The organism is Arthrobacter sp. ISL-28 (genome assembly GCF_018613875.1).
Classification (GTDB): domain Bacteria; phylum Actinomycetota; class Actinomycetes; order Actinomycetales; family Micrococcaceae; genus Arthrobacter.
Window position 1 is genome coordinate 1 of record NZ_JAGGPJ010000027.1, and the last position, 22,411, is coordinate 22,411.

Annotated in this window: 25 protein-coding genes; 12 read left to right on the forward strand and 13 right to left on the reverse strand. The window is 65.2% G+C overall.

Features of this window, described 5'->3' with window-relative positions; genetic code table 11:
- Positions 1–242: SDR family NAD(P)-dependent oxidoreductase (locus J7E80_RS16925; protein WP_215053405.1), on the reverse strand; the 242-nt coding region annotated here is incomplete at its 3' end.
- A gap of 115 nt (positions 243–357) precedes the next feature.
- On the opposite strand from J7E80_RS16925, the gene J7E80_RS16930 reads away from it, so the two are divergent.
- Both J7E80_RS16930 and J7E80_RS16935 read left to right on the forward strand, forming a co-directional pair.
- Positions 358–987 carry a TetR/AcrR family transcriptional regulator gene (locus J7E80_RS16930; protein WP_215053406.1) on the forward strand — a complete coding sequence of 210 codons (630 nt, stop codon included), beginning with the start codon at positions 358–360 and terminating at the stop codon, positions 985–987.
- 90 nt (positions 988–1,077) lie between these two features.
- Positions 1,078–1,689 (forward strand): hypothetical protein, encoded by a 612-nt coding sequence (locus tag J7E80_RS16935; protein WP_215053407.1) that lies wholly within the window; start codon positions 1,078–1,080, stop codon positions 1,687–1,689.
- 8 nt (positions 1,690–1,697) lie between these two features.
- Here the strand turns inward: J7E80_RS16935 and J7E80_RS16940 are convergent, their stop codons facing one another.
- Both J7E80_RS16940 and dapD read right to left on the reverse strand, forming a co-directional pair.
- Positions 1,698–2,552 (reverse strand): hypothetical protein, encoded by an 855-nt coding sequence (locus J7E80_RS16940; protein ID WP_311380865.1) that lies wholly within the window; start codon positions 2,550–2,552, stop codon positions 1,698–1,700.
- Positions 2,553–2,611: 59 nt separating this feature from the next.
- A complete protein-coding gene (gene dapD, locus J7E80_RS16945) occupies positions 2,612–3,640 on the reverse strand; it encodes a 2,3,4,5-tetrahydropyridine-2,6-dicarboxylate N-succinyltransferase (RefSeq protein WP_215053408.1) in 1,029 nt (342 codons plus the stop codon).
- A gap of 133 nt (positions 3,641–3,773) precedes the next feature.
- Between dapD and dapE the strand changes: the two genes are divergently transcribed.
- Positions 3,774–4,898 (forward strand): succinyl-diaminopimelate desuccinylase, encoded by a 1,125-nt coding sequence (gene dapE, locus J7E80_RS16950; protein ID WP_215053409.1) that lies wholly within the window; start codon positions 3,774–3,776, stop codon positions 4,896–4,898.
- 72 nt (positions 4,899–4,970) lie between these two features.
- Here dapE and J7E80_RS16955 read toward each other — a convergent pair whose 3' ends face one another.
- From J7E80_RS16955 to J7E80_RS16970, 4 genes are all read right to left on the reverse strand, one after another.
- A complete protein-coding gene (locus tag J7E80_RS16955; protein WP_215053410.1) occupies positions 4,971–5,810 on the reverse strand; it encodes an amino acid ABC transporter permease in 840 nt (279 codons plus the stop codon).
- Positions 5,807–6,457 (reverse strand): amino acid ABC transporter permease, encoded by a 651-nt coding sequence (locus J7E80_RS16960; protein WP_215053411.1) that lies wholly within the window; start codon positions 6,455–6,457, stop codon positions 5,807–5,809. The genes J7E80_RS16955 and J7E80_RS16960 overlap by 4 nt, the downstream gene beginning before the upstream one ends.
- Before the next feature lie 99 nt (positions 6,458–6,556).
- Positions 6,557–7,444 (reverse strand): glutamate ABC transporter substrate-binding protein, encoded by an 888-nt coding sequence (locus J7E80_RS16965; RefSeq protein ID WP_215053412.1) that lies wholly within the window; start codon positions 7,442–7,444, stop codon positions 6,557–6,559.
- A 52-nt stretch (positions 7,445–7,496) separates the two neighbouring features.
- Positions 7,497–8,252, reverse strand: a complete 756-nt coding sequence (locus J7E80_RS16970) for an amino acid ABC transporter ATP-binding protein (protein ID WP_215053413.1) — start codon at positions 8,250–8,252, stop codon at positions 7,497–7,499.
- A 104-nt stretch (positions 8,253–8,356) separates the two neighbouring features.
- Between J7E80_RS16970 and J7E80_RS16975 the strand changes: the two genes are divergently transcribed.
- The 4 genes from J7E80_RS16975 (at position 8,357) to J7E80_RS16990 (ending at position 11,437) form a co-directional block, all read left to right on the forward strand.
- The gene (locus J7E80_RS16975; RefSeq protein ID WP_215053414.1) at positions 8,357–9,142 is read left to right on the forward strand and encodes a TIGR00730 family Rossman fold protein; all 786 of its coding nucleotides are present in this window, start codon (positions 8,357–8,359) and stop codon (positions 9,140–9,142) included.
- 32 nt (positions 9,143–9,174) lie between these two features.
- Positions 9,175–9,675: a DivIVA domain-containing protein gene (locus J7E80_RS16980; RefSeq protein WP_311380866.1), complete on the forward strand. Its 501-nt coding sequence runs from the start codon at positions 9,175–9,177 to the stop codon at positions 9,673–9,675.
- 131 nt (positions 9,676–9,806) lie between these two features.
- Positions 9,807–11,036, forward strand: coding sequence for a hypothetical protein (locus J7E80_RS16985; RefSeq protein ID WP_251037026.1), 1,230 nt, complete (start codon positions 9,807–9,809; stop codon positions 11,034–11,036).
- A 233-nt stretch (positions 11,037–11,269) separates the two neighbouring features.
- Positions 11,270–11,437 carry a DUF3117 domain-containing protein gene (locus tag J7E80_RS16990; RefSeq protein WP_009357720.1) on the forward strand — a complete coding sequence of 56 codons (168 nt, stop codon included), beginning with the start codon at positions 11,270–11,272 and terminating at the stop codon, positions 11,435–11,437.
- 43 nt (positions 11,438–11,480) lie between these two features.
- On the opposite strand, the gene J7E80_RS16995 is transcribed toward J7E80_RS16990, so the two are convergent.
- The gene (locus J7E80_RS16995; protein ID WP_215053646.1) at positions 11,481–12,113 is read right to left on the reverse strand and encodes an O-methyltransferase; all 633 of its coding nucleotides are present in this window, start codon (positions 12,111–12,113) and stop codon (positions 11,481–11,483) included.
- A gap of 240 nt (positions 12,114–12,353) precedes the next feature.
- On the opposite strand from J7E80_RS16995, the gene sigE reads away from it, so the two are divergent.
- The 3 genes from sigE to J7E80_RS17010 all read left to right on the forward strand — a co-directional run bounded on the left by sigE (position 12,354) and on the right by J7E80_RS17010 (position 14,566).
- Complete coding sequence (gene sigE / locus J7E80_RS17000; RefSeq protein WP_215053416.1) at positions 12,354–12,971, forward strand: RNA polymerase sigma factor SigE; 618 nt, start codon at positions 12,354–12,356, stop codon at positions 12,969–12,971.
- Positions 12,972–12,979: 8 nt separating this feature from the next.
- Positions 12,980–14,080, forward strand: a complete 1,101-nt coding sequence (locus J7E80_RS17005; RefSeq protein WP_215053417.1) for a hypothetical protein — start codon at positions 12,980–12,982, stop codon at positions 14,078–14,080.
- A gap of 69 nt (positions 14,081–14,149) precedes the next feature.
- Positions 14,150–14,566 carry a Sec-independent protein translocase TatB gene (locus J7E80_RS17010; RefSeq protein WP_215053418.1) on the forward strand — a complete coding sequence of 139 codons (417 nt, stop codon included), beginning with the start codon at positions 14,150–14,152 and terminating at the stop codon, positions 14,564–14,566.
- Between the two features lie 61 nt (positions 14,567–14,627).
- Here the strand turns inward: J7E80_RS17010 and J7E80_RS17015 are convergent, their stop codons facing one another.
- The 3 genes from J7E80_RS17015 to J7E80_RS17025 are packed head-to-tail and all read right to left on the reverse strand — an operon-like array spanning position 14,628 to position 17,754.
- A complete protein-coding gene (locus J7E80_RS17015) occupies positions 14,628–15,755 on the reverse strand; it encodes an Mrp/NBP35 family ATP-binding protein (RefSeq protein ID WP_215053419.1) in 1,128 nt (375 codons plus the stop codon).
- Between the two features lie 12 nt (positions 15,756–15,767).
- Complete coding sequence (locus J7E80_RS17020; protein WP_396020800.1) at positions 15,768–16,517, reverse strand: DUF1003 domain-containing protein; 750 nt, start codon at positions 16,515–16,517, stop codon at positions 15,768–15,770.
- Entirely contained in the window at positions 16,471–17,754 is a 1,284-nt protein-coding gene (locus J7E80_RS17025) for a magnesium transporter MgtE N-terminal domain-containing protein (RefSeq protein ID WP_215053421.1), read from the reverse strand. Before J7E80_RS17025 ends, J7E80_RS17020 begins: the two co-directional genes overlap by 47 nt.
- Positions 17,755–17,830: 76 nt before the next feature.
- Here J7E80_RS17025 and J7E80_RS17030 point away from each other — a divergent pair, with 76 nt between their 5' ends.
- On the forward strand, positions 17,831–18,769 hold the full coding sequence (locus J7E80_RS17030) for a general stress protein (protein WP_215053422.1): 939 nt from the start codon (positions 17,831–17,833) through the stop codon (positions 18,767–18,769).
- Positions 18,770–18,934: 165 nt separating this feature from the next.
- On the opposite strand, the gene J7E80_RS17035 is transcribed toward J7E80_RS17030, so the two are convergent.
- Complete coding sequence (locus J7E80_RS17035; protein WP_215053423.1) at positions 18,935–20,524, reverse strand: aminopeptidase P family protein; 1,590 nt, start codon at positions 20,522–20,524, stop codon at positions 18,935–18,937.
- A gap of 104 nt (positions 20,525–20,628) precedes the next feature.
- Between J7E80_RS17035 and J7E80_RS17040 the strand changes: the two genes are divergently transcribed.
- Positions 20,629–21,474, forward strand: coding sequence for a PHP domain-containing protein (locus J7E80_RS17040; RefSeq protein ID WP_215053424.1), 846 nt, complete (start codon positions 20,629–20,631; stop codon positions 21,472–21,474).
- Positions 21,475–21,538: 64 nt separating this feature from the next.
- Here the strand turns inward: J7E80_RS17040 and J7E80_RS17045 are convergent, their stop codons facing one another.
- Positions 21,539–22,411 carry a site-specific DNA-methyltransferase gene (locus J7E80_RS17045; RefSeq protein WP_215053425.1) on the reverse strand — a complete coding sequence of 291 codons (873 nt, stop codon included), beginning with the start codon at positions 22,409–22,411 and terminating at the stop codon, positions 21,539–21,541.

Below are 22,411 nucleotides of genomic sequence, written 5' to 3' on the forward strand. Positions count from 1 at the left end.
GCGAAGTGGATGACGGCGTCGATGGTGTGCCGGGAAAAGATCCGGTCGACGGCGGCCTCGTCCAGGAGGTCCACGGGGTGGAACGCGGCTTCCTTGCCCGTGAGTTCGGCGACCCGGCGCAGCGACTCCTCGCTGGAGTTCACCAGGTTGTCGATGACCACCACCTCGTGGCCGGCTTCCTGCAGGGACAGAACTGTGTGCGAGCCGATGTAGCCGGTACCGCCAGTGACCAGAATTTTCATTCCTCAACGCTATCCCAGCTGGCCGGCAACCCGCTCTCCGGGTCCGGTGTGTGAGTGCTGTCACGTCGCGGCGGGGCTGCCGGGTCCTCCAACACAACCATGCTAAAAACGACACGTGCCGAAGATTGTGGATGCCGCCGCCCGGCGCCAGGAAATTGTTGATGCTGTCTGCCGGATCATCGCCACCGATGGCCTGGAGCGGGCATCCCTCCGGGAGGTTGCCGACGAGGCGGGCCTTGCCGTGGGGTCGGTCCGGCACTACTTCGAGAACAGCGAAGAGATGCTGACCTTCTCCTTCGCGGCCGTGGTGGACCGCATTCTGGCACGCCTACGCGGCGCCTATGCCAACGTTTCCACGGCAGCAGCGGGCAGCCGCGTGCATGACGCCGCGGTGTTAACCCTGCTGGGCGAATTCCTGCCCCTGGATGAAGAACGAGCGCTGGACGCCTGCGCATGGCTGGCCTTTAAGAATGCCGCCCGGATCCGGCCCTTCCTGGCTGGTGAGGCTGACCGGAGCCATCGGGCGGTGGCTGCCGTCGTCGGGCAGTTGATCACGCGCCTCCTGCAAGGGGACGTCGGTGACCGGGACCAGCTGGTTACCGAGGCGGAGAGACTCCTGGCCACGCTGGATGGCCTGACGATGCACGCGCTCCTGCAGCCGGAATGGATGACCCTGGAGATGTGCCAGGACGTGCTTGAGTCCCATCTGGCGGGGTTCGGAAGGGTTACGGCCTCCAGCCATTAACCTCCCCGGGCTGGGGGAATAGACTGGAGCCGGAGAACGGGTTGCCGCATCAAGGCGGGCGGATTTCAAGATGCCAAGGGAGGCATACGGATGCAGGATACAGGCGGTCCGGGCTGGCGGATCACCATGGACACCTCGGGGCCCATGCTCATCGCTCTTTACATACGTGACGTTGCCGGACTGGACGGTGCGGGTTTTCCTGCTCTTTCCCATGCGGCGCCGAAAGTCAGGCATGTGGACCATGTCCATCTGACCGCGGAGGTGGGCGGGTTCAGCGCCCTCAAAACGGAATGGGAAGCCTGGTGGGAGCAGCTGCTGAAGGCGCATCCGCAAATGTCCCCGGACTTGTCGCCGCCCGGTTTCAGGTCCTTCGCCAATTCCCCGGCGCTGCGCCGTGTCCTGCAGGCCCATTTCGGCGCGGCCCTGACCTGGGCCCGGGAACGCCGCAAGGAGTATGCGGAGCTGGAGGCCGAGCGCGTGGCTGGCGGATCGGCGCATCTCCTGGAGGACATAGTCGAGGACCGGCTCCTGGAAGTAGGCCGGGATTCACGGGACTTTGACCTGACTATCATCGAACTGCCCCTCGACGAGCAGCGTGCGTGGTTCCTCGAACCCGACAAGATCATCATGAGCCATGACCTGCTGAAGCAGCCGGAAGTGTTCAGGAGCTACGTTCAGCCGGTCGTGGAAATGCTTGTCTGACCGATACGCTATCCGGCCGGCGCTTCGGCAAACGTGAGTGTGACCACGCCGTCCGGAGTCCGGGAATCCCGCCACCCGTTCCGGGCCTGGCGGTTCCAGCTCTTGCCGTCCACGTCCACCTGCGTCACACCGTATTCCTTGGCGTTTGCCACCGCCCAATGGGCCAGCGACCATGCCAGGTCACCCGAGGCCTCAAGTTCCAGAGTCGGGCCCGCCGCCGAGGAGCGGATGCTTCCGTAGAGGGCCTCCAGCTCCTCGAGCAGGGCTGCAGGGTCGCCTGCCCGCGCGGCTGAGCGCAGCGTGCAGTCAAGGGCGGCGTGGGTCTGGCCGCTCAGCGCCGAAGCAAAGGAGCGGCCCATGGTCTCGTGCTGGGCATAGGCGCGCGGGAATGCCGAGCGCTGCACCTGTTGGGCTGCTTCGGTGACGTCCATGTCTGCGTACCCAGGCACTTCCACTAGTGCGTCGTAGAAGGCATTGGTGGCGTACTGCGGATCCATGATCTGTTCCATGGTGCCCCAGCCCTGCGAGGGGCGCTGCTGGAACAGCCCCCGGGAATCAGGACCTGCCAGGTCGCCATGGTCAAGGTTCCGCAGCTTCGACTCCTGCATGGCCGTGGCCAAGGCGATGCTCGCCGCGCGGGGCGGCAGTCCCCGCCGCACTGAAACAGCAGTGATCAGAGCGGCATTTGCCGTCTGGTCGGTGGCGAGTTCAGCCCGCTGTGTTCCGACGGTGGCGGTGCAGCCTTCAGTGACCAACTGCTCTGATCGTTGAACCAGGACGGCGGCGGTGTAGACACCGCCGCCGACGAGGGCAAGAGAGAGCGCCACAACGATCGCCCGGCGCATCTTGCGTCGGTGTGTCACGAAGTTACTCTCCTGAGGCCCGGGGCCAGCCGGCAGGTGTGCCGGCGGTACCTGGATGGTCAGTTGGCATGCAGGGCGTCGTTCAGCTCCACCGTCTGGCCCTTGCGGGGGAGAACTTCCACCTCACCGGTGGTGGAGTTTCGCCGGAACAACAGGTTCGGAACACCCGAGAGTTCCACGGCTTTGACGATCTTGCTGGTGTCCTCGCCGTCGGCATCCTTCGGGCCGATGACCCGCACCCGTGTTCCGGCAGTGACGTAAAGTCCGGCCTCCACGACAGAGTCGTCGCCAATGCTGATGCCGACACCGGAGTTCGCTCCCAGCAGGACCCGCTGGCCGAGGGCAATCTTTTCCTTGCCGCCGCCGGAGAGCGTGCCCATGATCGAGGCGCCGCCGCCCACGTCCGTGCCGTCACCGGCCACAACACCGGCGGAGATGCGGCCTTCCACCATGGAGGTGCCCAGCGTTCCGGCATTGAAGTTAACGAAGCCTTCGTGCATGACCGTGGTGCCCTCGGCGAGGTGGGCACCCAAGCGGACGCGGTCGGCGTCGGCAATGCGGACGCCCGCCGGGACAACGTAGTCCACCATGCGCGGGAACTTGTCCACGCCGAAGACGGTCACCGCACCGCGCTTGCGCAGCTTGGCGCGCGTCACTTCAAAGCCGTCCACGGCGCACGGTCCGAAGTTGGTCCACACCACATTGGGCAGCTTCCCGAACACGCCGTCCAGGTTGATGGTGTTGGGCTGCACGAGGCGGTGCGACAGCAGGTGGAGCCGCAGGTAAGCGTCGGCCGTGTCTGCCGGTGCCTCGTCCAGGTTGATCTGGACGAACACCACCTTCTGCTCAGTGCCACGGTCGGCGTCTGCGCCGCCGGCGGCGATGTCAGCGAGGGTTTCGTCAGCGTTCTCGATGGTGCGGAGGCTTTCGGCGGCCACACCGAGGGCGGGGGCCGGGAACCAGACGTCCAGCACCGTGGCGTCACCGCTGCGGGTGGCAACGGTGGCCACTCCAAATCCATAGGCCGAACGGGATTCGTCGGACAGCGTCTGGGCAGCGGGCACGGCGGAAGAAGCGGTTTCAGTCATGGCCCCAGTCTATCGAGCCGACGTTCAGGCGCCGAAACGACGCTGCCCCAATCAGTCGCATTTGACGCTGTGATGACGCGGCTGACGGGCCGATGCTGCTACCCACGCGGGAAGTGTCGCGGGATAGAGTTGGATGGTGATTGCCGAAACCGCCCCCGTAACCCTCGACCTGCGCCAGGATGTGGCCCTGCTGACGGCCGCTCTGATCGACATCAACAGCGTGTCGGGCAACGAAGCCGTGCTGGCTGATGCCGTCGAGCTTGCCCTCCGGCGGCTGCCCGGCCTTGACCTGGTCCGCGACGGGGACTCCATCATTGCCCGCACGTCCCTCGGCCGCGCGGAACGGGTCATCCTCGCAGGGCACCTCGACACGGTGCCGCTGCCGGTGACGGACGGCGCGCTGGGCACGGTCCCGTCAACCTGGGTTTCAGGGGTTGCTGGCGCCGGCGTCCTGTACGGCCGCGGCGCCACCGACATGAAGGGCGGCGTAGGGGTGCAGCTTGCGCTGGCCGCGTCACTGTTCGATCGCGGTGCGGAGCCGTCCAAGGACGTCACCTTCGTCTTTTACGACCACGAGGAAGTGGAAGCCGTCAAAAGTGGCCTGGGCAGGCTGGTGCGGAACCACGCTCCGCTTCTGGAAGGCGACTTTGCCATCCTCCTGGAACCGACGCACGGCACCGTGGAGGGAGGCTGCAACGGCACCATGCGGCTCCAGGCCACAACCCTGGGGGAAGCCGCGCACTCCGCCCGCGCCTGGATGGGAAGCAACGCTATCCACGCCGCGGCACCCATCCTTGAACGCCTCGCGGCATACCAGCCGCAGACCGTCAAGGTGGACGGCCTGGACTACCGCGAAAGCCTCAACGCCGTGAAGATCCACGGAGGCACTGCAGGCAACGTCATTCCGGACCGCTGCGTCGTTGAGATCAACTACCGCTTTGCCCCGGACAAGACGCCCGACCAGGCGGAGGCCCACGTGCGCGGACTGCTGAGCGGGTTCGACGTGGTCCGCACTGACGCTGCAGCAGGGGCACGGCCCGGCCTCAACCACCCGGCCGCGGCGTCCTTCGTCGCCGCCGTGGGAGCCGAGCCAAAACCCAAATACGGTTGGACCGACGTCGCGCGTTTCAGCGAGCTGGGCGTCCCGGCCGTGAACTTCGGCCCGGGCGATGCCCTGCTGGCGCATAAGGACAATGAACATGTGGAGGCCGAGGCCATCCGGGCCTGCCTCCGTGCCCTGCAGAAATGGCTGTCCTGACGCCCGGAGCACTTTAACACAGAAGGTCCGCAACCATCAGGTTGCGGACCTTCTGCGTTTAGAGCCCCGAGACTATTTGATGACCGTGGATACTCCGGCTGTGGGAGCCTTCGCCACGCCGCCGGCCGCCTTCTTGGAGCCGTGGCGCTCAATCCAAATGGCGAGGCGCGAGACAGCCAGGTTGATGGCAATGTAGATCGCCGCAGCCACAAAGAACACGGGGAACAGGAACTGCGGCCCCAGGAAGTCCGCCATGACCTGCACCGCACGCAGGAGCTCGCCGTACGCGACGATGTACCCCAGCGACGTGTCCTTCAGGAGGACCACAAGCTGGGCCACCAGGGACGGAAGCATCCGGCGGATGGCCTGCGGCAGTTCGACGCTGAGCCGTGACTGGAAGCTGGTCAGGCCGATCGCCAGGCCGGCCTCGCGCTGTCCCTTCGGGAGGGACTGGATGCCGGCGCGGATGATCTCGGCGAAGATCGCCGCGTTGTAAAGGACCAGGCCGGCCACGACGGCGATGAACGGACTCGTGGCGAACACCAGCAGGACAAACAGCATCATCAGGACCACGGGCATGCCGCGGAAGAATTCCAGCACGATTCGGGTGGGAACCCGGATCCAGGCAACCTCCGAGATACGCATGAGGCAAAGCAGGAGGCCCAGCGGGAAGGCGATCACCGCTGCGATGGCGGCAGCCCCCAGCGTGGCGCCAATGCCGTCAAAGATCAGGGACCAGACATCCGCCTGCCCGAAGATGGCCCATCTCCGCGCCTCGAAGATTCCCTGCTGGGCGAGTGTGACAAGGGCAAGCGCGAGAAGGGCGCCGATGACAAGGACGCCGATGACCGAGCCGATCAGCGAGATTCTGCGGGCTTTAGGCCCCGGGACGTCGTAGAGAACGGAAGTCATCGAGCGATCGCCACCTTTCGTTCGACCTGGTGAGCGATGTAGCCCAGCGGCACGGTGATCAGGAGATAGAAGAAGGCAACGCCCACGAGGACCCACATAACGGCATCGCCATGGTCATTGGCCAGCTGCTTGCCATAGCCGAACAGCTCCAGGACGAAGAAGGCGCCGGCCACGGAGGAGTTCTTGACAAGCGCGATCAGGATGTTGATCAGCGGCGGAATCACCGTGCGCAGGGCCTGGGGCAGGATGATCAGGGACAGCACCTGGCCGAACGTCATGCCGATGCTGCGCGCCGCCTCGGCCTGGCCTACGGGGACGCTGTTGACGCCCGAGCGGACGGCTTCGGCGATAAAGGCGGCCGTGTAAGCGCTGAGTGCGATGATGGCGGCAACTTCGAACTGCTCGAACGTGACGCCTAGCCGGGGCAGGACGATGGCGGCGAAGAAGAAGGCGATGGTCAGCGGGGTGTTTCGCACCACCTCCACGTAGGCCATGCTGAATCCGCGGAGTGCCGCCACCGGGGACACCCGGGCAGCAGCCAGGAGCGTGCCCGCGACGAGGGCAATGATGCCGGAAACGACGGCCAGGAACAGGGTTCTGAGAAAGCCGTCCCAGTACTGCGGGAGGCTTTCAATGATGACGTCCATAGGGTCCTTCAGCTGCGTTTGTGGGAAATGTGCGGTAAATGGAAGCGGCGGTCACCGGGGCCGGGGGATGCCCGGCATCCGGTGACCGCCACACCTGTTCTAGTAGCGGTCGATGGTCGGAAGCTCCGGTGCCGTCTTGATGACTGCGCCGGCGGTATCCTCCCAGGCCTTCTTGTACGATCCGTCCTTGGCGAATTCCTCCAGCTGGTCATTGATCCAGTTGCGGAACACGGTGTCGCCCTTCTTCAGGCCGATGCCGTAAGGCTCCTTGGTGAACGTCTCATCGGAGGCGAGCTTGAAAGCGTCAGGCTCCTTGTTCACGAAGCCGGCGAGGATGACGTTGTCCGTGGTGATGGCTTCGACCTGCTTGTTGCGCAGCGGCTCAAGGCAAGCCGAGTAGGTGGCTGCCGGAACGAGGACAGCGCCGTACTTTTCCACGATGGTGGCGGCGGGAGTGGAACCGGTGACGGAGCAGACTTTCTTGCCCTTGACGTCTTCGGGCTTGGTGATGGATGTGTCGTCCTTGTTCACCATGAGAGCCTGGCCTGCCTCGTAGTACGGGCCGGCGAAGTCCACTTCGGTTTTGCGCTTGTCGTTGATCGTGTAGGTGGCGATGATCATGTCCACCCTGCCTTGCTTGATGAACTGCTCCCGGTTGGCGGAGACGGTTTCAACCCATTCGATCTTGTCGGCGGGGATTCCGAGCTTGGCTGCCAGGAGCTTGCCGACCTCCACGTCAAAGCCAACGGGCTTGCCGTCCAGCCCCTTCTGGCCGAACAGCGGCTGGTCAAACTTGGTCCCGATGGTCACCTTGCCGGCGGAGGAGAGCTTTTCCATGGTGGAGCCTGCGGCAAAGCTGGGCTTCTCGACGGGCGAGGGGTTGGTGCCGGCACCGCCGCCGCCGCCGCCACATGCGCTCAGTGACAGTGCGAGGGCTGCGGATGCTGCTACCAGAAGGGACTTCCTTCGGGTCAAAAATGCCTTCATGACATTCCTTTCATTGGGCGGCCGCCGGGACGGCCAGTACGAACCCAGGGGGTCAGTGAGTGAGGAGCTTGGACAGGAAATCCTTGGCGCGGCTGCTTTGGGGATTGGTGAAGAAGTCTTCGGGCGTGGCATCCTCCACGATCTGGCCGTCCGCCATGAAAACCACACGGTCTGCGGCCTTCCGGGCGAACCCCATCTCGTGGGTCACCACGATCATGGTCATGCCTTCCTTGGCCAGCTGGATCATGACATCCAGCACCTCGTTGATCATTTCCGGGTCGAGCGCCGAGGTGGGCTCGTCGAAGAGCATGACCTTCGGCTTCATGGCAAGGGCACGCGCGATGGCCACACGCTGCTGCTGTCCGCCGGAGAGCTGCGCGGGAAGCTTCGGGGCCTGGTGGCCCACGCCGACCCGCTCGAGCAGGGCCATAGCTTCCTTGTCCGCGTCAGCTTTGGACATGCCCTTTACCTTGATGGGGCCAAGGGTCACGTTTTCGAGGATGGTTTTGTGGGCGAAAAGGTTAAAGGACTGGAACACCATTCCGACGTCGGCGCGGAGGTGCGCGAGCTCCTTGCCTTCCTCGGGCAGCAGCTTTCCGTCAATCGAAATATCGCCGTCGTCAATGGTTTCAAGGCGGTTGATGGCTCGGCACAGCGTGGACTTGCCCGAGCCCGAGGGCCCGATGACCACAACGACCTCGCCCTTGCGGACCTGGAGATTGATGTCCTTCAGAACATGCAGCTGGCCGTAATGCTTGTTCACGGCATTCAGGGAGACGAGCGCATTGTCGGGCACTTGAGTAGTCATAAGAAGAATCTAGCGAACATTGGTCACATATGACCGCAATCACTCCAACTTCCTGCTGATCGTAATTCAAGAGATACCTGCAGCTCAGAGGTTAGCCTTGGGGGATGAGCATCAACGCAGATCCGTCTAAATCCGTTCAGCCGCGCCGTAAAGGGCCTCTCGAGCTGCGCCGCAAGCAGGCTGCGGTGGAGATGTCGGACCAGCGGCTGCTTGACACGAAGGGGCCGGGGCACTTCATTCACACTGATCCATGGCGCGTGATGCGGATCCAGAGCGAATTTGTTGAAGGCTTCGGCGCCCTGTCTGACCTCGGCCAGGCAGTCAGTGTTTTCGGTTCCGCACGCACCAAGCCGGGCAGCGCGTTTTACGAAATGGGCGTTGAAGTGGGACGCAAACTGGCGGAAGCCGGCGTTGCTGTGATCACCGGCGGCGGGCCGGGGTCAATGGAGGCCGCCAACAGGGGAGCCGTGGAAGGCAACGGCGTGTCCGTCGGCCTCGGAATCGAACTGCCCTTCGAGCAGGGCCTGAACCAGTGGGTGGACTTGGGCATCAACTTCCGGTACTTCTTCGCTCGGAAGACCATGTTCGTCAAATATGCGCAGGGCTTCATCGTGCTGCCCGGTGGACTCGGCACTCTTGACGAGCTTTTCGAGGCCATGGTCCTGGTCCAGACGCAGAAGGTGACCTCGTTCCCCATCGTCCTCCTGAGCACATCGTTCTGGGGCCCGATGATCGAATGGATCAAGGGGACCCTGGTCGCCGAAGGCATGGTTTCCGAGAAGGACCTGGACCTGGTCCAGGTCGTGGACAGCCCCGAAGAGGCTGTCAGCCTGGTCCTCCACGGCCACCTCCGCCCGACCTCGGCCAACGGGGAACAGCGGCCTGAGTAGCGGCGGCAGCGCAGTCTGGCACGATGGGTGATGTGAGTTTATTCCTTGTCTTCCTTGCGATCGTCCTGATCGGCGTCACTGCTGTCATCGGGACTGACCTCGGGGCAGGCATTTTTCGGAAGGGCCGCCCCGGCGGCCAACTGATCGACGACGGCTTCGACGAGCCTGTAGCTTCACTGCCGCCGGTCCTGCTGCCGGCCGATCCAAAGCCTGCGGACGTTGACCACGTGCGGTTCGCCCTTGGGCTGCGGGGCTACCGGATGGACCAGGTGGACCAGGTCCTCGATGAACTCCGGGATCAGCTTGCCGCCAAGGACTCTGAGATAGAGCGGCTGCGTTCCCAGCTCCGGAGCCGAGGCCCGCGTACCGCGCCGGAGGCTCGTGACACGTCCGGAGACCAGCCCGGGACGGAGGACCAGCCCGTGCCGGAAGATCAGCCCCGGACAGAAGACCAGCCGGTGACGGAGGAGCGGCGGGAGACCGGGGACGATGGTGTGGCTGAGAACCGGCGAGTGGCCGAGGAACGGTCTTGACGAGTTCTGCCTCCGGCCCCGGTCCGCAGTCCGCCGCCTCGGGTGGCCCGGACTCCGGTCCAGCCCCTGCCCGGCATGAGCATGTGGCGGGCAAAACCACCCCGTCAGCGGCAGTAGCCAGAGCGTTCAGCCTGGCCTTGGCACGTCTGGAGGCCGGGGCGTCCCGCTGGCCGTGGTGGATCCAGGTGGCGGCGATCTATGTGGCAGCGAGGCTGGTCAGTGCCTGCATCTTCATGTCCGCGGCGCTTCACCAGGGGATCAACCCGTGGTTCCCGGCAAAGCCCGATTACTGGAATTTCATCAACATCTGGGATGCCCGCTGGTACGGCGAAGCCATGGCGAATGGCTACCCGTCTATGCTGCCGGTGGACGAGGCCGGGAACGTTAAGGAAAACGCCTGGGCGTTTTATCCGCTCTTCCCGGTCCTTGGGCGGACGCTATCGGCTGCAACGGGCATCAGCCCTGCCGCCTCCCTCATTGTCATTGCCATGCTCGCGGGCCTTGCCGCGTCCCTTGTGGTCTATGCCCTGTTCCGTCACCGGGCAGCCCATGGGCCCGCCTTGTGGGGCGTGGCGTTCTTTGCCACGTTTCCGGTTTCACCGGTGCTGCAGGTTCCGTACGCGGAATCCCTGAACATCCTGCTGCTGGCGTCTGCCCTGCTGCTTGTGGTGCGGCGGCAATATCTGTGGGCCATCCCGGTAGTCGTGGCGATGTGCCTGTCCCGGCCGACGGGGGTGCCGTTCGCGGTCACCGTGGGGATCCTGTTCCTGTACCGCGCCGGCGAGGCATGGCTGCGCGCGAGGCACCAGGCTGCCCCGCAGCCTGAACCTGCACAGCCACCCCATGGCCCCCGGGACCTGTGGTCGCTGGCCGTCCTGATCGCGGCCAGCGGGGCAGCAGCACTCCTGTGGCCAGCCATCGCCTGGGCGACGACGGGCGATATCGAGGCCTACACCAAGACCGAAACTGTGTGGCGCGGGCACGACCTCGTGCCGTTCAAACCCTGGTTCGACACCGGCGTACTCCTGTTCGGCCCGGTGCTGGGGCTGGTGGCGCCCTTCATATTTGTTGCTGTGTTTGCGCTGCTCCTGCTGTCGCGGCCGGTGCTGCAGCTGGGTCCTGAGCTTAGGCTGTGGTGTGCCTGCTACATGGGGTACCTGCTGGTGTTCCTGCACCCGCAGACGAGCACTTTCCGGATGCTGCTGCCGCTGTTTCCGCTGGCGCTGGGCGCGGCTCTGGTCTCGCGGTCGCGGGCATACCGCGGAGCTGTCCTCACCATGTTCATCCTGCTGCAGATCGTCTGGGTGGTCTGGCTCTGGGCTTGGGCCGAGCTGCCCGGCGGCGGGGACTACCCGCCCTGATACTAGGGTCTGTCCTTGGCCGGCATGCGGGGAATCCCTCGCCCGCATCGATAGTCCATCGATTAGCTACAGACGGGTAATTACAGGATAATAGGGGGTAAGCAAGGACAAAAAGCATTCCAAGTTCAGTCATGGCGGCTGCCGAACCGGCCGCCATAGCGGCTTTGTTTGACCATGCGGACTCAGCCCGGCCGGGCTGCTCAGTCCTGGGACTACTGGAGGGGATATTCCTCATGGCGGCTATGAAACCACGCACCGGCGACGGCCCTATGGAAGTAACCAAGGAGGGCCGCAGCCTGATCATGCGTGTGCCGCTCGAAGGCGGAGGACGGCTCGTGGTTGAACTCAATGCCGCTGAGGCGGCCAACCTCAAGGAATGCCTCGTAGGCGTTACCGAATAGATTGCCAGGCAGGGCCTGCAGCCGGAGGGCCGCGTGCCCTGCCTTACTTCTTAACCGCTACCAGCAACCCGTCACCGGTGGGCAGCATGGCCGAGGCGAGCCGATCGTCGTCGCGGATGGCCTTGCCAACCTGGCGCAGCACCACAGTAGTTGCCTCACGGGCGGCCGGGTTCGAGACGCGGTCCTTGTCCAGGGCGTCGTTGACGATCAGGAGGCCGCCTGCCTTGAGCAAGCGCACGGCCTGCTCCACGTAGCGCGGGAAGTTCGGCTTGTCCCCATCGACGAAGACCAGATCGTAGGCTGCGTCAGTCAGCCTGGGCAGCACATCTCCCGCCCGGCCGGAAATCGTGCGGGTGCGGTTCGCCGGACTGCCGGCTTCGTGGAACGCCTCACGGGCGGCCTTGAGATGCTCAACATCCACGTCGATGGTCGTCAGCACGGCCTGCGGGCCGAGCCCGCGAAGAAGGCAGACGCCGGAAACACCGGCGCCCGTGCCGATTTCCACGGCGGTCTGCGCCTTCGACGCCGCAGCCAAGACCGTCAGTACCGCTCCGACGCCGCGTCCGATGGGCGTGACGCCCAGTTCGAAGGAGCGTTCCCGGGCGCGCAGCAGGACCTCATCCTCGGCAGGCAGATCTTCTGCATAGGACCAGCTCGTGGACTTATCGGCGCTCATGGTATTCGCTTTCTGGGCGGCAGGAGGGTGTTTCATACAGCGTACTGTGTCCGGGGGCGTGCCGCGGGAAGGTGACGGCCGGGTGGACCCGTTGCGCCTACGGCTAAAGGGGGACCCATAATCAGGAAATTCCCAGCCAAATTTGAAATGATAATAATCCGCTCATCCAAATGGTGATCGGCGCCGAACCAATGATGTAAACCGCATCAGGCGTTAGTACATCCACGAGGGGAGTGGACGATGTCAGGATCAGCTGTGGCACCTGTCCCTGCAGTTGAAGAGTCGGGGGCCGACTGGGTCAGGCCCACTTGGGAAGATGTGGTGACCAACCACTCTGCCAAGGTCTACCGGCTTGCCTATCGGCTCACCGGCAACAAGTACGACGCCGAAGACCTCACCCAGGAGGTGTTCGTCCGGGTCTTCCGTTCCCTGGAGAATTTCAAGCCGGGCACGCTGGACGGATGGCTGCACCGCATCACCACGAACCTGTTCCTTGACCAAGCGCGGCGAAAGAGCCGCATCCGCTTCGACGCGCTGGGGGAGGACGCCGAATCACGGCTTCCCGGCCGGGAGCCTGGCCCGGAGCAAAGCTTCGAACTCAACAACCTGGACCTGGATGTCCAGGCGGCGCTGGAGGAGCTTCCTCCGGACTTCCGCGCCGCCGTCGTCCTGTGTGACCTTGAAGGCCTGTCCTATGACGAGGTTGCCGAGGCACTCGGTGTGAAACTCGGTACAGTTCGCTCCCGTATTCACCGGGGACGCACCATGCTGCGTGAAAAGCTTGCCCACCGCGATCCGCGGCCCCAGGAGTCGCGCAAGCCGCGGCTCAAGATGCCCCGCATTGCCGGCGTTCTCTGATCGGCGCCATGCCTCGACCGAATCGCTTGCTGAAGGGCCTCAAGAAACTGTCCGCGTCCCTGTCCCTGGTAGGGACGCGGCATCCGGGCACGCCCGAGCATGCCCGCCATTGCGCCGATTGCGCCGCCGCGCTCCGCCGGCAGCGCCAATACCTTGAGCGGCTTCGTGAGGCCTCCGTCCCCGCGGCGAGCGACGAACTAACAGCGCGGCTGCTGCTCCGGACCCAGCAACTTGCCATGGAACCGCCCCTGCCGTCTCCGCGCCGGGAACCGCTGAAACTCGCGGGCCTTGCCGCCGGCGGCGTTGCCATGGTGGCTGCCGGCGCGGTCGTCGCAGGGGCATACATTTTCGCGGGCGAGCCCCGTCAGTACGCTGCGGCTTCCCTCTCCGGGCAGGCAGCGGTCCCTGTGGAAGGGCCCGCCAGCACTGGCGGGGCATCAACCGGTGGCGGCGTTGGCCGGACACCATCAGTGGAAGCCAGCGTGGCCGCCCTGCGCTCCTCCGGCTGGGCCTGTCCTGATCTGCAGGCCATGGGATTTCACATCATGTCAGCCACGTCGAAAGTTCTCGCGGGCCGGGCCGCCGTTGAACTGCGGCTTTCGGACGGCCGGCACACGGCCACTATTCTTGAGCAGCGCTCCGCAAAGCCGGACGGCAACACAGTCCCGCCGTCCCCCTCAGCCCCGCCGGCTGTGCCGGTCAACCCCCTGACGGGACACCCCGCCAACCGCGACGGATTTGTGGCAGTTGATGCCGCCGGGGAGGCCTTCGACGGCAGGCTCTGGTTCAGGGCTTCCGCCCCGTGGAGCGCCATTTACCAGACCGCGGGGACCACCTTCACCTACGTCGCGGATCTTCCCGGGCATTTGGCGGACGATGCCATCGCAGTGTTGGCGGCGGCGGGCCGTGCCGCGGACCAGGATGCCGCGGACCAGGATGCCACAGACCAGGATGCCACAGACCCGGCAGGGACGGACCAGGGTGTTGCGGCCGGCACGGAGGTGGCGGTGGGCGGCTCCGGCAACGAATCAGTCGTGGAACGGCTCGAACGCGGACTTCGCAGAATGGCCCGGCACCTGGAGAAGATGACCGAGCAGTTGGTCCCGTGAGGCAGCTCCCCGCCGCCCAGATGGTGGCCAAATCGTCACCGCCTCTCCGGAGAGGGTAATCTTCCTACAGTGTTTGGAATCAACGGCCCGGAGTTTCTCCTTCTGCTGCTCATCGGCATCATGGTGATCGGCCCCCAACGGCTGCCCGAATACACCCAGAAGCTGGCAAACCTTGTCCGCGAAGTGCGGCGGATGGCGTCCGGTGCGCGGGAACAGATCAAGGAAGAAGTCGGCATCGACATCGATGACGTCGACTGGAAGAAATATGACCCCCGCCAGTATGATCCGCGCCGCATCATCAAGGAAGCCCTGCTCGAAGACGTCACAAAGCCGGTCAGTGCCGGTGCCCCCGTCAGCGGCACTGACGCAACCATGGCCGCCGTTTCCGCAGCAGGGGAGGCGGCCCAGCACACATCTCGCCCAGGCCGTGTCGTTGAGCGGCTGCCGTGGGGCGAGGCCGCTCCTTTCGACAGCGAAGCCACCTAGCGCTTCAGGCCTGGACAGCGCTGGCCCCGCTCGCATGGCATCCGCAGGCCCGCGGCTCCGGTTATCTGGGCTGCAGGCCCAGTGACATGCCGGTAAGCCCCCGGGGTTTGGATGCCAGTTTTCCCGCGATGCCCGTTATCGCCGCCGCTGCCGGGGTATCCGGGCGACCGAGCACGATGGGCTCCCCTGAATCCCCGCCCTCCCGCAGCAGTATGTCGAGGGGTATCTGGCCGAGCAGCGGGATCTCGGCGCCGGTCGTGGCGCTCAACCTCTCGGTGAGCAGCTGCCCGCCGCCGCTTCCGAACAGTTCCATCCGCCCGCCGTCGGGCATTTCCAGGTACGACATGTTCTCGATGACGCCGGCAACTGTTTGTCCGGTCTGGGTGGCGATGGCTCCGGCGCGTTCGGCGACATCCGCGGCGGCCGCCTGGGGAGTGGTGACCACCAGAATCTCGGCTTTCGGTAGCAACTGGGCCACGGAGATGGCGATGTCCCCGGTACCCGGAGGCAGGTCGAGGAACAGGACATCCAGGTCACCGAAGTAGACATCGGTGAGGAACTGCTCCAGCGCACGGTGCAGCATGGGCCCGCGCCAGGCCACCGGCTGGTTGCCCGCCACGAACATGCCAATGGAAATAACCTTCACGCCGTACGCCACGGGAGGGAGGATCATGTCATCCACCCGGGTGGGTGCCTGGGTGATGCCCATCAGCGCCGGCACCGAGAAGCCGTAGACGTCCGCGTCCACGATGCCGACCCGCAGGCCCTGCGCGGCAAGGGAGCAGGCAAGATTCACGGTGACTGATGACTTGCCCACTCCGCCTTTGCCGCTGGCCACGGCGAACACCTTGGTCAGCGAGCCAGGCTGGTTGAACGGGATTCCGCGCTGGCCGCCGGGGCCGCGGAGCTGCTCCTTCAGGGCATCGCGTTGTGCCTGGCTCATGACTTTCAGTTCGACGTCGACGGCGGTGACGCCGGGAATGTTCAGCAATGCACCCTCCGAATCCCGTGTGATCGTGTCCCGGAGGGGGCAGCCGGCAATGGTGAGCAGCACAGTAAGGCGCACCGCACCGTCGTCGGAGATCTCCACGGAATCCACCATCCCCAGCTCCGTGATGGGTCGACGCAGTTCCGGATCGATGACGGTTGCCAGGGCAGCGTTGACTGCCGGGGCGAGGGAGGTACTCATGCTGTCTGGTGCTCAGCTTTCCGGATTGGTGGGGCCTGGCCGGCCCTGGCGGGTCTTGTCCACCTTGATCTTGGGTATCTGCTGGGTCCGCGGATTGCGCTGCCGCTCCCGCTTTTCCTTGAGTTTTTCCCTGACCAGCTCCCGCGGCGACTCATGGCTGCCAGGTCCGGGGGCGTCGTGGGTGCGAAGCTCCTCCTGGGCTTCCAGCAGGTCCTCGAGCAGGCTGCGCAGTTCAGCTCGAACGTAATCGCGGGTAGCCACCTCCCGCAGCGCAATTCGCAGCGACGCCAGTTCGCGGGTCAGGTATTCGGTATCGGACAGGTTGCGTTCGGCCCGCTGGCGGTCCTGCTGCAGAGAGACTCGGTCTCGGTCATCCTGCCGGTTCTGCGCCAGCAGCAGCAGCGGCGCCGCGTACGAGGCCTGCAGCGAGAGCATCAGCGTCAGGAGGGTGAAGCCGAGCTCCACCCTGTCGAACTGCCAGTCTGTGGGTGCGAACGTGTTCCAGGCAAGCCAGAACAAGCAGAAGACCGTCATGTAGAGCAGGAACTGCGGCGTGCCCATGAAGCGGGCGAAGCCCTCCGTGGCATGGCCGAAGGCATCCGGGTCGGGCGAAAATTTCGGCAGAATGCGTTGGCGGCCGCTCAGGGGCGTGTCCAGGCTGCCTTTGCCGGCTCCCTTTCCGGATGCCCGCGAGCCTGCGCCCTTTGGAATGATTTCAGCCAATGCGGCCTCCAAGCCTTCTGATCGGAGCTTCGCCGTCATTTGCCCGCCAGTCATCCGGCAACAGGTGGTCGAGGACGTCATCTACGGTCACAGCCCCGACCAGCCGGCCGGCCTGATTGACAACCGGAAGCGAGTTCAGGTTGTAGGTGGCCAGCGTGCGGGCCACTTCGCTGATATGGGCCTGGTCCGAGAGGGGCTCAAGATTCTTGTCCACCAGGTTGCCCAGCGGTTCAAACGGTGGAAAGCGCAGCAGCTGCTGGATATGGACCACGCCCAGGAACCGGCCGGTGGGGGTTTCCAGGGGCGGCCGGGCAATGAAGATGGACGATGCCAGGGCAGGGGACAGCTCTTCCCGGCGCACGTGGGCGAGTGCCTCGGCCACCGTGGCTTCGGGCGGAAGGATGACCGGGACGGGGGTCATCAGGCCGCCGGCCGTGTCTTCGTCGTATTCGAGCAGGCGCCGGACGTCTTCTGCGCCTTCCGGTTCCATCAGCTGCAGCAGTTCCTCGGCCTGGGCGGACGGGAGCTCGCCGAGGAGGTCGGCGGCGTCGTCGGGATCCATTTCTTCCAGGACATCCGCCGCACGCTGGACGTCCAGCGCGGAGAGGATCTCCACCTGGTCGTCTTCGGGCAACTCCTGCAGGACGTCGGCCAGGCGTTCGTCCTGTAGCTCGCTGGCCACTTCGAAGCGCCGTTTGTCGCTCATCTCCTGTAACGCCTCGGCGAAGTCGGCGGGCTTGAGGTCCTCGTGGGTGGCGACGAACTGGGTGGCAGCCTGGGGTTCCGTCTTGGGCCCCTGATTGGCGTCCGCCCAGTCGATGATCATGGTTTCGTTCCGGCGGAGCCTGCTCAGGGGAGCGAGGGAATGCCCGCGGCGGACGAACAGCTTGCTGACGAACCAGTCGCCCGAGCGGTGCTGGTCCATCGCGATGTCTTCGATCGTGGCGTCGCCGCTGCCGTCGCGGAGCGTGACGCGGCGGTCGAACATCTCCGCCACGACGAGGGTTTCAGCGCCCCGCTGTTCGAACCGGCGCAGGTTGACGAGGCCGGTGCAGATGATCTGCGTCTGGTCGATCGAAGTGATCCGGGTCATCGGGACGAACACCCGCTTCTTGCCCGGCACTTCGACGACGATGCCCACCACATGGGGGGCACCGCGGGTTCCGCGTGAGAGCACTACGACATCACGCAGCCGTCCCAGACGGTCGCCCAGAGGATCGAAGACGTCCAGCCCCAGGAGGCGCGCGACGAAGACGCGGGTAGGATTTGTGCTCACCTCTACAGGCTACCGAGTCTGCTCACTTTTAGCTGAATTTCAGCTCGCACACATCCTTATGGGCAAGAATGGGTGTATGTCAAACATTTTTGGTGCTCCCAAGGCCGGTGTCCCCGGCTCCGACGAGTCCCGGACTGTCCCCACCGGGGATACCGTCGGCCGCTATACCTCCTACCTGGACGCCCAGAAGGCAGTCGACTACCTTGCTGACCAGCAGTTCCCGGTGCACATGGTGTCCATCGTGGGCAACGAGCTCAAGATGGTGGAGCGGGTGACCGGGCGGCTCAGCTATCCGCGCGTGGCGCTGTCGGGCGCATTGAGCGGCATGTGGTTCGGCCTCTTCGTCGGTGTCATGCTGTCCTTCTTCACACCGGCCGGCGGAACGTTCTCCATCATCAGTTCCGTCCTGATGGGTGCAGCCTTCTTCATGCTGTTCGGCATTGTCACGTACGCCATGCAGCGCGGCAAGCGTGATTTCACGTCCACCAGTCAAGTGGTGGCTACCAACTACGACGTCGTGGTGTCCTTCGAAGCAGCCCATGAGGCGCGCCGGCTGCTGCAGCAGCTGCCCATGACGCCGTCGGACGCCACCGGCGCCGCGCCGTCGAACTACACCCAGCGCGACTACCATAACCAGCCGTATCAGCAGCCCGGCCAGCAGCAGGGCCCTTACCAGGGCCAGGCACCCCCGCGGCCGCCGGGCTGGAACGACCCCTACGGCCAGAGGGCCCAGGACGCCGCACAAGGTCATGAGACCCAGGGCCCGCAGACCCCGGGGTCCCCGGCTCAGGGCCCGCAGCGGGCACCCGAGTACGGGGCCGTCAGCGAGGCCCAGCCCGGCCAGTCCGCCGAAGGGAGCCAGGCCCCGGACGCGCAACCCAGGGCCCCGCGGCCTGCGGCTGTCCGCTATCCCGACCTGCCTGACGGACGTCCGCAGTACGGTGTGCGCGTGAATGACCCCAACCAGCGGCCGCAAAGTACAGAGCCGCAAAGCAAGGACGAGACGCAGCGGTAGCGCACGGCAGGCCCCGGTGCAGGGCCTGACCAAAAGGGAGGGCCATCGGAGAAATTGATCCGATGGCCCTCCTTTTCGCTTGCTCAAGTTCCCAGTGACGGGCGGTCGCCATCAGCCGCTGAACCGACTGGCTAGCTTCATGAAGCTGCCGGGAACCGGCGTCTGCTATGCCCTGCCGTTAGCTTCCTGCCAGATGCCCGCCATCCAGGCCTCGACGTCGTCGGCCGTCCGGGGGAGCGCAGCGCTGAGGTTGAGGGGGCCGTCGGCGGTCATCAGGATGTCGTCCTCGATGCGGACACCGATTCCCCGGTACTCCGCGGGGATGGCGAGGTCCTCGTTCTTGAAGTAGAGGCCGGGTTCGATGGTGAAGACCATGCCTTCCGTCAGCACGCCGTCCAGGTACAGCTCCCGCTTGGCCTGTGCACAGTCGTGGACGTCCAACCCCAGGTGGTGGCTGGTCCCGTGAGGCATCCACCGACGGTGCTGCTGCCCCTCGTCGCTGATGGCTTCCTCGACCGGCACGGGAAGGAGGCCCCATTCGGCGAGGCGTTCCGCGAGGACGGTGGTGGCCGCCGTGTGGATGTCCCGGAAGCGGGTGCCGATCTGGGCGGCCGCAAAGCCGGCGTCAGCGGCATCGAGAACAGCTTCGTAGACCTTGCGCTGGATGTCGGAGAACGTGCCGTTGGCGGGCAGCGTGCGCGTGATGTCGGCGGTGTAGAGGGAGTCGGCCTCGACGCCGGCGTCCAGCAGGAGGAGTTCTCCGGCGTTGATCTTGCCGGTGTTCCGGGTCCAGTGCAACACTGTGGCGTTGTTGCCGGAGGCGGCAATGGTGTCATAGCCGAGCTCGTTGCCTTCCTCCCGGGCGCGGGCGAAGAAGGCGCCTTCCACGACGCGTTCGCCGCGGAAGTGGGTAAGGGCGCGGGGCAGCGCCTTGACCACTTCAGTGAAGCCTTCCACCGTGGCGGCCACGGCAATCTGCATCTGCTCGACTTCCCACTCATCCTTGATCAGGCGGAGCTCGGAAAGGGCTTCGGACAGTTTCTCGTCGAGGGCGTCCAGCACGCCGAGGTCCAGGTTGTCCGGGTCCTTGGCAGTGTTGTAGCGCGCGGTGTCCACAAGGGCGTCGATGTTGTCGTCCACCTTGCGCACCAGCCGGACTGAGATGCCGCCGATTTCAGGGGCGCCCACGTTCTTGGTGATGGCCATCTCGAGTTCGTCGATGTGGGCCGTCGGGAGGCCGAGGCGGGCTTCGAACTCCGCCAGTGTGGGGCGCGTACCGATCCAAAACTCACCGGACCGCGAGTCGGCGTAGAACTTCTCGGTGTCCCGGCCGGCCAGCGGACGGAAGTAGAGCGCCGCACGGTGATTGCCGCCGTCGTCTCCGGTGCCTTCCTCGACCGGCTCGAAAATGAGCACGGCATCGGGCTCGTGGTCCAAACCGAGACCCGTCAGGTGCGCAAAACCCGAATGCGGCCGGAAACGGTAGTCGCAATCGTTGGAGCGGACCTTCAGCGGGCCGGCCGGCACCACCAGGCGTTCACCTTTGAACAGCCCGGAGATGACGCGGCGGCGCCGCGCCGCGTGGTCAGCCACGGCATCGCGGGCAGGGGTCACCTGCGGTGACGGCGCCCAGTTGCTGGCCATGAAGGCCTTGAACGCCTCGGAACTGGGCCGCTGTGAGCGGTTGTTGACCCGCTCGTCGAGAGGCTGGGAGGCTGTATTTTCAGCGTTGTGGGTGTTGTCTGCGTCGTTCACCGTCCCATCGTCTCACCAGCCGTGCGGCTTAGGCCAACACAGCACCGGCCGCGGAACCGGACGATCTTGACCGAATGGGGGCAACCATCTACTAGGCTGGGCTGGTGAGGATTGATCTGCACGCCCACTCGAACGTTTCAGACGGCACGGAGACGCCAGCCGCCGTGATGGCAGCCGCCGCTGCGGCGGGGCTGGACGTCATAGCCCTGACAGACCATGACTCCACCGACGGCTGGGCCGAAGCGTCCCGCGCCGCGCTCGAAGTCGGCGTGGCACTTGTGCCTGGCATGGAGATTTCCTGCCGGACGGAGCACGGGATCAGCGTCCACCTCCTCAGCTACCTGCACGACCCCACCCACGCCGGCCTGCTGGATGAGATCACGAAGGCCAAGGACGCGCGTCTCACCCGGGCCGAACGCATGGTCACGCTGCTGGCCGAGGACTACCCGCTGAACTGGGACGATGTGATCCACCATGTGGCGCCGGGGGCAACCATGGGGCGGCCGCACATCGCCGACGCACTCGTGGCCGCAGGCGTGGTGGCTGACAGGACTGAAGCCTTCACCTCAATCCTGACCTCGCATTCGCGGTACTTCGTGCAGCACTACGCCCCGGAGCCCGCGCTCGCCGTCGAGCTTGTCCGCGCAGCAGGCGGGGTGCCCGTGTTCGCCCATCCGGTGGCATCGTCCCGCGGACGCGTCGTGGGGGAGCACACCTACCGTGAGATGATCGATGCCGGACTGGCGGGCCTTGAAATCGACCACCGCGACAATTCCGACGACGGCCGCGAATTCCTGCGCGGCCTCGCCGCCAGGCACGGGCTGCTCGTGACGGGATCCTCCGACTATCACGGCGCCGGCAAGCCGAACCGGCTGGGCGAAAACCTCACGGCACCGGACGTGTTTGCCCGGATCGAAGAGCTCGGCACAGGCACCGCCGTCATCCGCTGACCCGCATCCCAACTGAGTAGCAGCACGCATCGTTCCCAGCGCTGAGAACTGCGCGGGCTGCCACCTAGTTGGGCGGGTAGGTCGTGAACTCGGCGTGCGTGCCCAGGCGCTTGGCCATGACGTCGATGGCCGGCTGGTTCTGGTCGACACAGACAAATCTGCGCCCCAGCTTCGCGGCCACCGCGCCGAGCGTCCCTGAACCTGCGAAGAAGTCCAGGCACCAGTCGCCGGGGCGGCTTGAGGCGGCAACTACCCGCCGCACCAGTCCTTCCGGCTTCTGCGTGGGGTATCCGGTCTTCTCCTTGCCCGTGGGGGAGACGATGGTGTGCCACCAGACATCGGTAGGCAGCTTGCCCAGCTCACGCTTCGCGGGCGTCACGAGACCCGGGGCCATGTACGGCTCCCGGTCCACTTCGGCGCTGTTAAAGTGGTACTTCGTCGGGTTCTTGACGTAGACGAGGATGTTGTCATGTTTCGTGGGCCAGCGGAACTTGGCGCGGGCGCCGTAATCGTAGGCCCAGATAATTTCGTTGAGGAAGCATTCGCGGCCGAAGATGGCGTCCAGCATCACCTTGGCGTAGTGCACCTCGCGGTAGTCCAGGTGCAGATAGAGGGTGCCGTCGTCGGCAAGCAGGCGCCACGCCTCGACAAGCCGCGGCTCCAGGAACGACCAATAGTCGCTGAACGCGTCGTCATACCGGTGCAGGGCGCCCTTGATGGTGTCGTAGGAGCGGCCCTTGAAGCCCACCCGGTCACCATCGCCCCCTACATTCAGCACCATTTTGGTTTCCTGGCGCTGCTGGGCCCGGCCGGTGTTGAACGGCGGGTCCACGTAAATGAGTGTGAAGGCGCCGTCCGGCAGCGTGGGGAGGAAGTCCGCGTTGTCCGCGTGTACCACCAGGTTGCTGCCGTCCGGCGCCCAAACAGATTCAGTCAT

What these genes read in the sequence shown, in the direction of transcription:
- J7E80_RS16955 (WP_215053410.1), bottom strand. Translation starts at nt 5,810, where the DNA reads ATGACTTCCGTTCTCTACGACGTCCCGGGGCCTAAAGCCCGCAGAATC.
- J7E80_RS16975 (WP_215053414.1), top strand. Translation starts at nt 8,357, where the DNA reads ATGAGCATCAACGCAGATCCGTCTAAATCCGTTCAGCCGCGCCGTAAA.
- J7E80_RS17045 (WP_215053425.1), bottom strand. Translation starts at nt 22,411, where the DNA reads ATGACTGAATCTGTTTGGGCGCCGGACGGCAGCAACCTGGTGGTACAC.
- J7E80_RS16970 (WP_215053413.1), bottom strand. Translation starts at nt 8,252, where the DNA reads ATGACTACTCAAGTGCCCGACAATGCGCTCGTCTCCCTGAATGCCGTG.
- dapD (WP_215053408.1), bottom strand. Translation starts at nt 3,640, where the DNA reads ATGACTGAAACCGCTTCTTCCGCCGTGCCCGCTGCCCAGACGCTGTCC.
- J7E80_RS16935 (WP_215053407.1), top strand. Translation starts at nt 1,078, where the DNA reads ATGCAGGATACAGGCGGTCCGGGCTGGCGGATCACCATGGACACCTCG.
- J7E80_RS16965 (WP_215053412.1), bottom strand. Translation starts at nt 7,444, where the DNA reads ATGAAGGCATTTTTGACCCGAAGGAAGTCCCTTCTGGTAGCAGCATCC.
- dapE (WP_215053409.1), top strand. Translation starts at nt 3,774, where the DNA reads ATGGTGATTGCCGAAACCGCCCCCGTAACCCTCGACCTGCGCCAGGAT.
- J7E80_RS17005 (WP_215053417.1), top strand. Translation starts at nt 12,980, where the DNA reads ATGCCTCGACCGAATCGCTTGCTGAAGGGCCTCAAGAAACTGTCCGCG.
- sigE (WP_215053416.1), top strand. Translation starts at nt 12,354, where the DNA reads ATGTCAGGATCAGCTGTGGCACCTGTCCCTGCAGTTGAAGAGTCGGGG.
- J7E80_RS16990 (WP_009357720.1), top strand. Translation starts at nt 11,270, where the DNA reads ATGGCGGCTATGAAACCACGCACCGGCGACGGCCCTATGGAAGTAACC.
- J7E80_RS16995 (WP_215053646.1), bottom strand. Translation starts at nt 12,113, where the DNA reads ATGAGCGCCGATAAGTCCACGAGCTGGTCCTATGCAGAAGATCTGCCT.
- J7E80_RS17015 (WP_215053419.1), bottom strand. Translation starts at nt 15,755, where the DNA reads ATGAGTACCTCCCTCGCCCCGGCAGTCAACGCTGCCCTGGCAACCGTC.
- J7E80_RS17030 (WP_215053422.1), top strand. Translation starts at nt 17,831, where the DNA reads ATGTCAAACATTTTTGGTGCTCCCAAGGCCGGTGTCCCCGGCTCCGAC.
- J7E80_RS16960 (WP_215053411.1), bottom strand. Translation starts at nt 6,457, where the DNA reads ATGGACGTCATCATTGAAAGCCTCCCGCAGTACTGGGACGGCTTTCTC.
- J7E80_RS17020 (WP_396020800.1), bottom strand. Translation starts at nt 16,517, where the DNA reads ATGACGGCGAAGCTCCGATCAGAAGGCTTGGAGGCCGCATTGGCTGAA.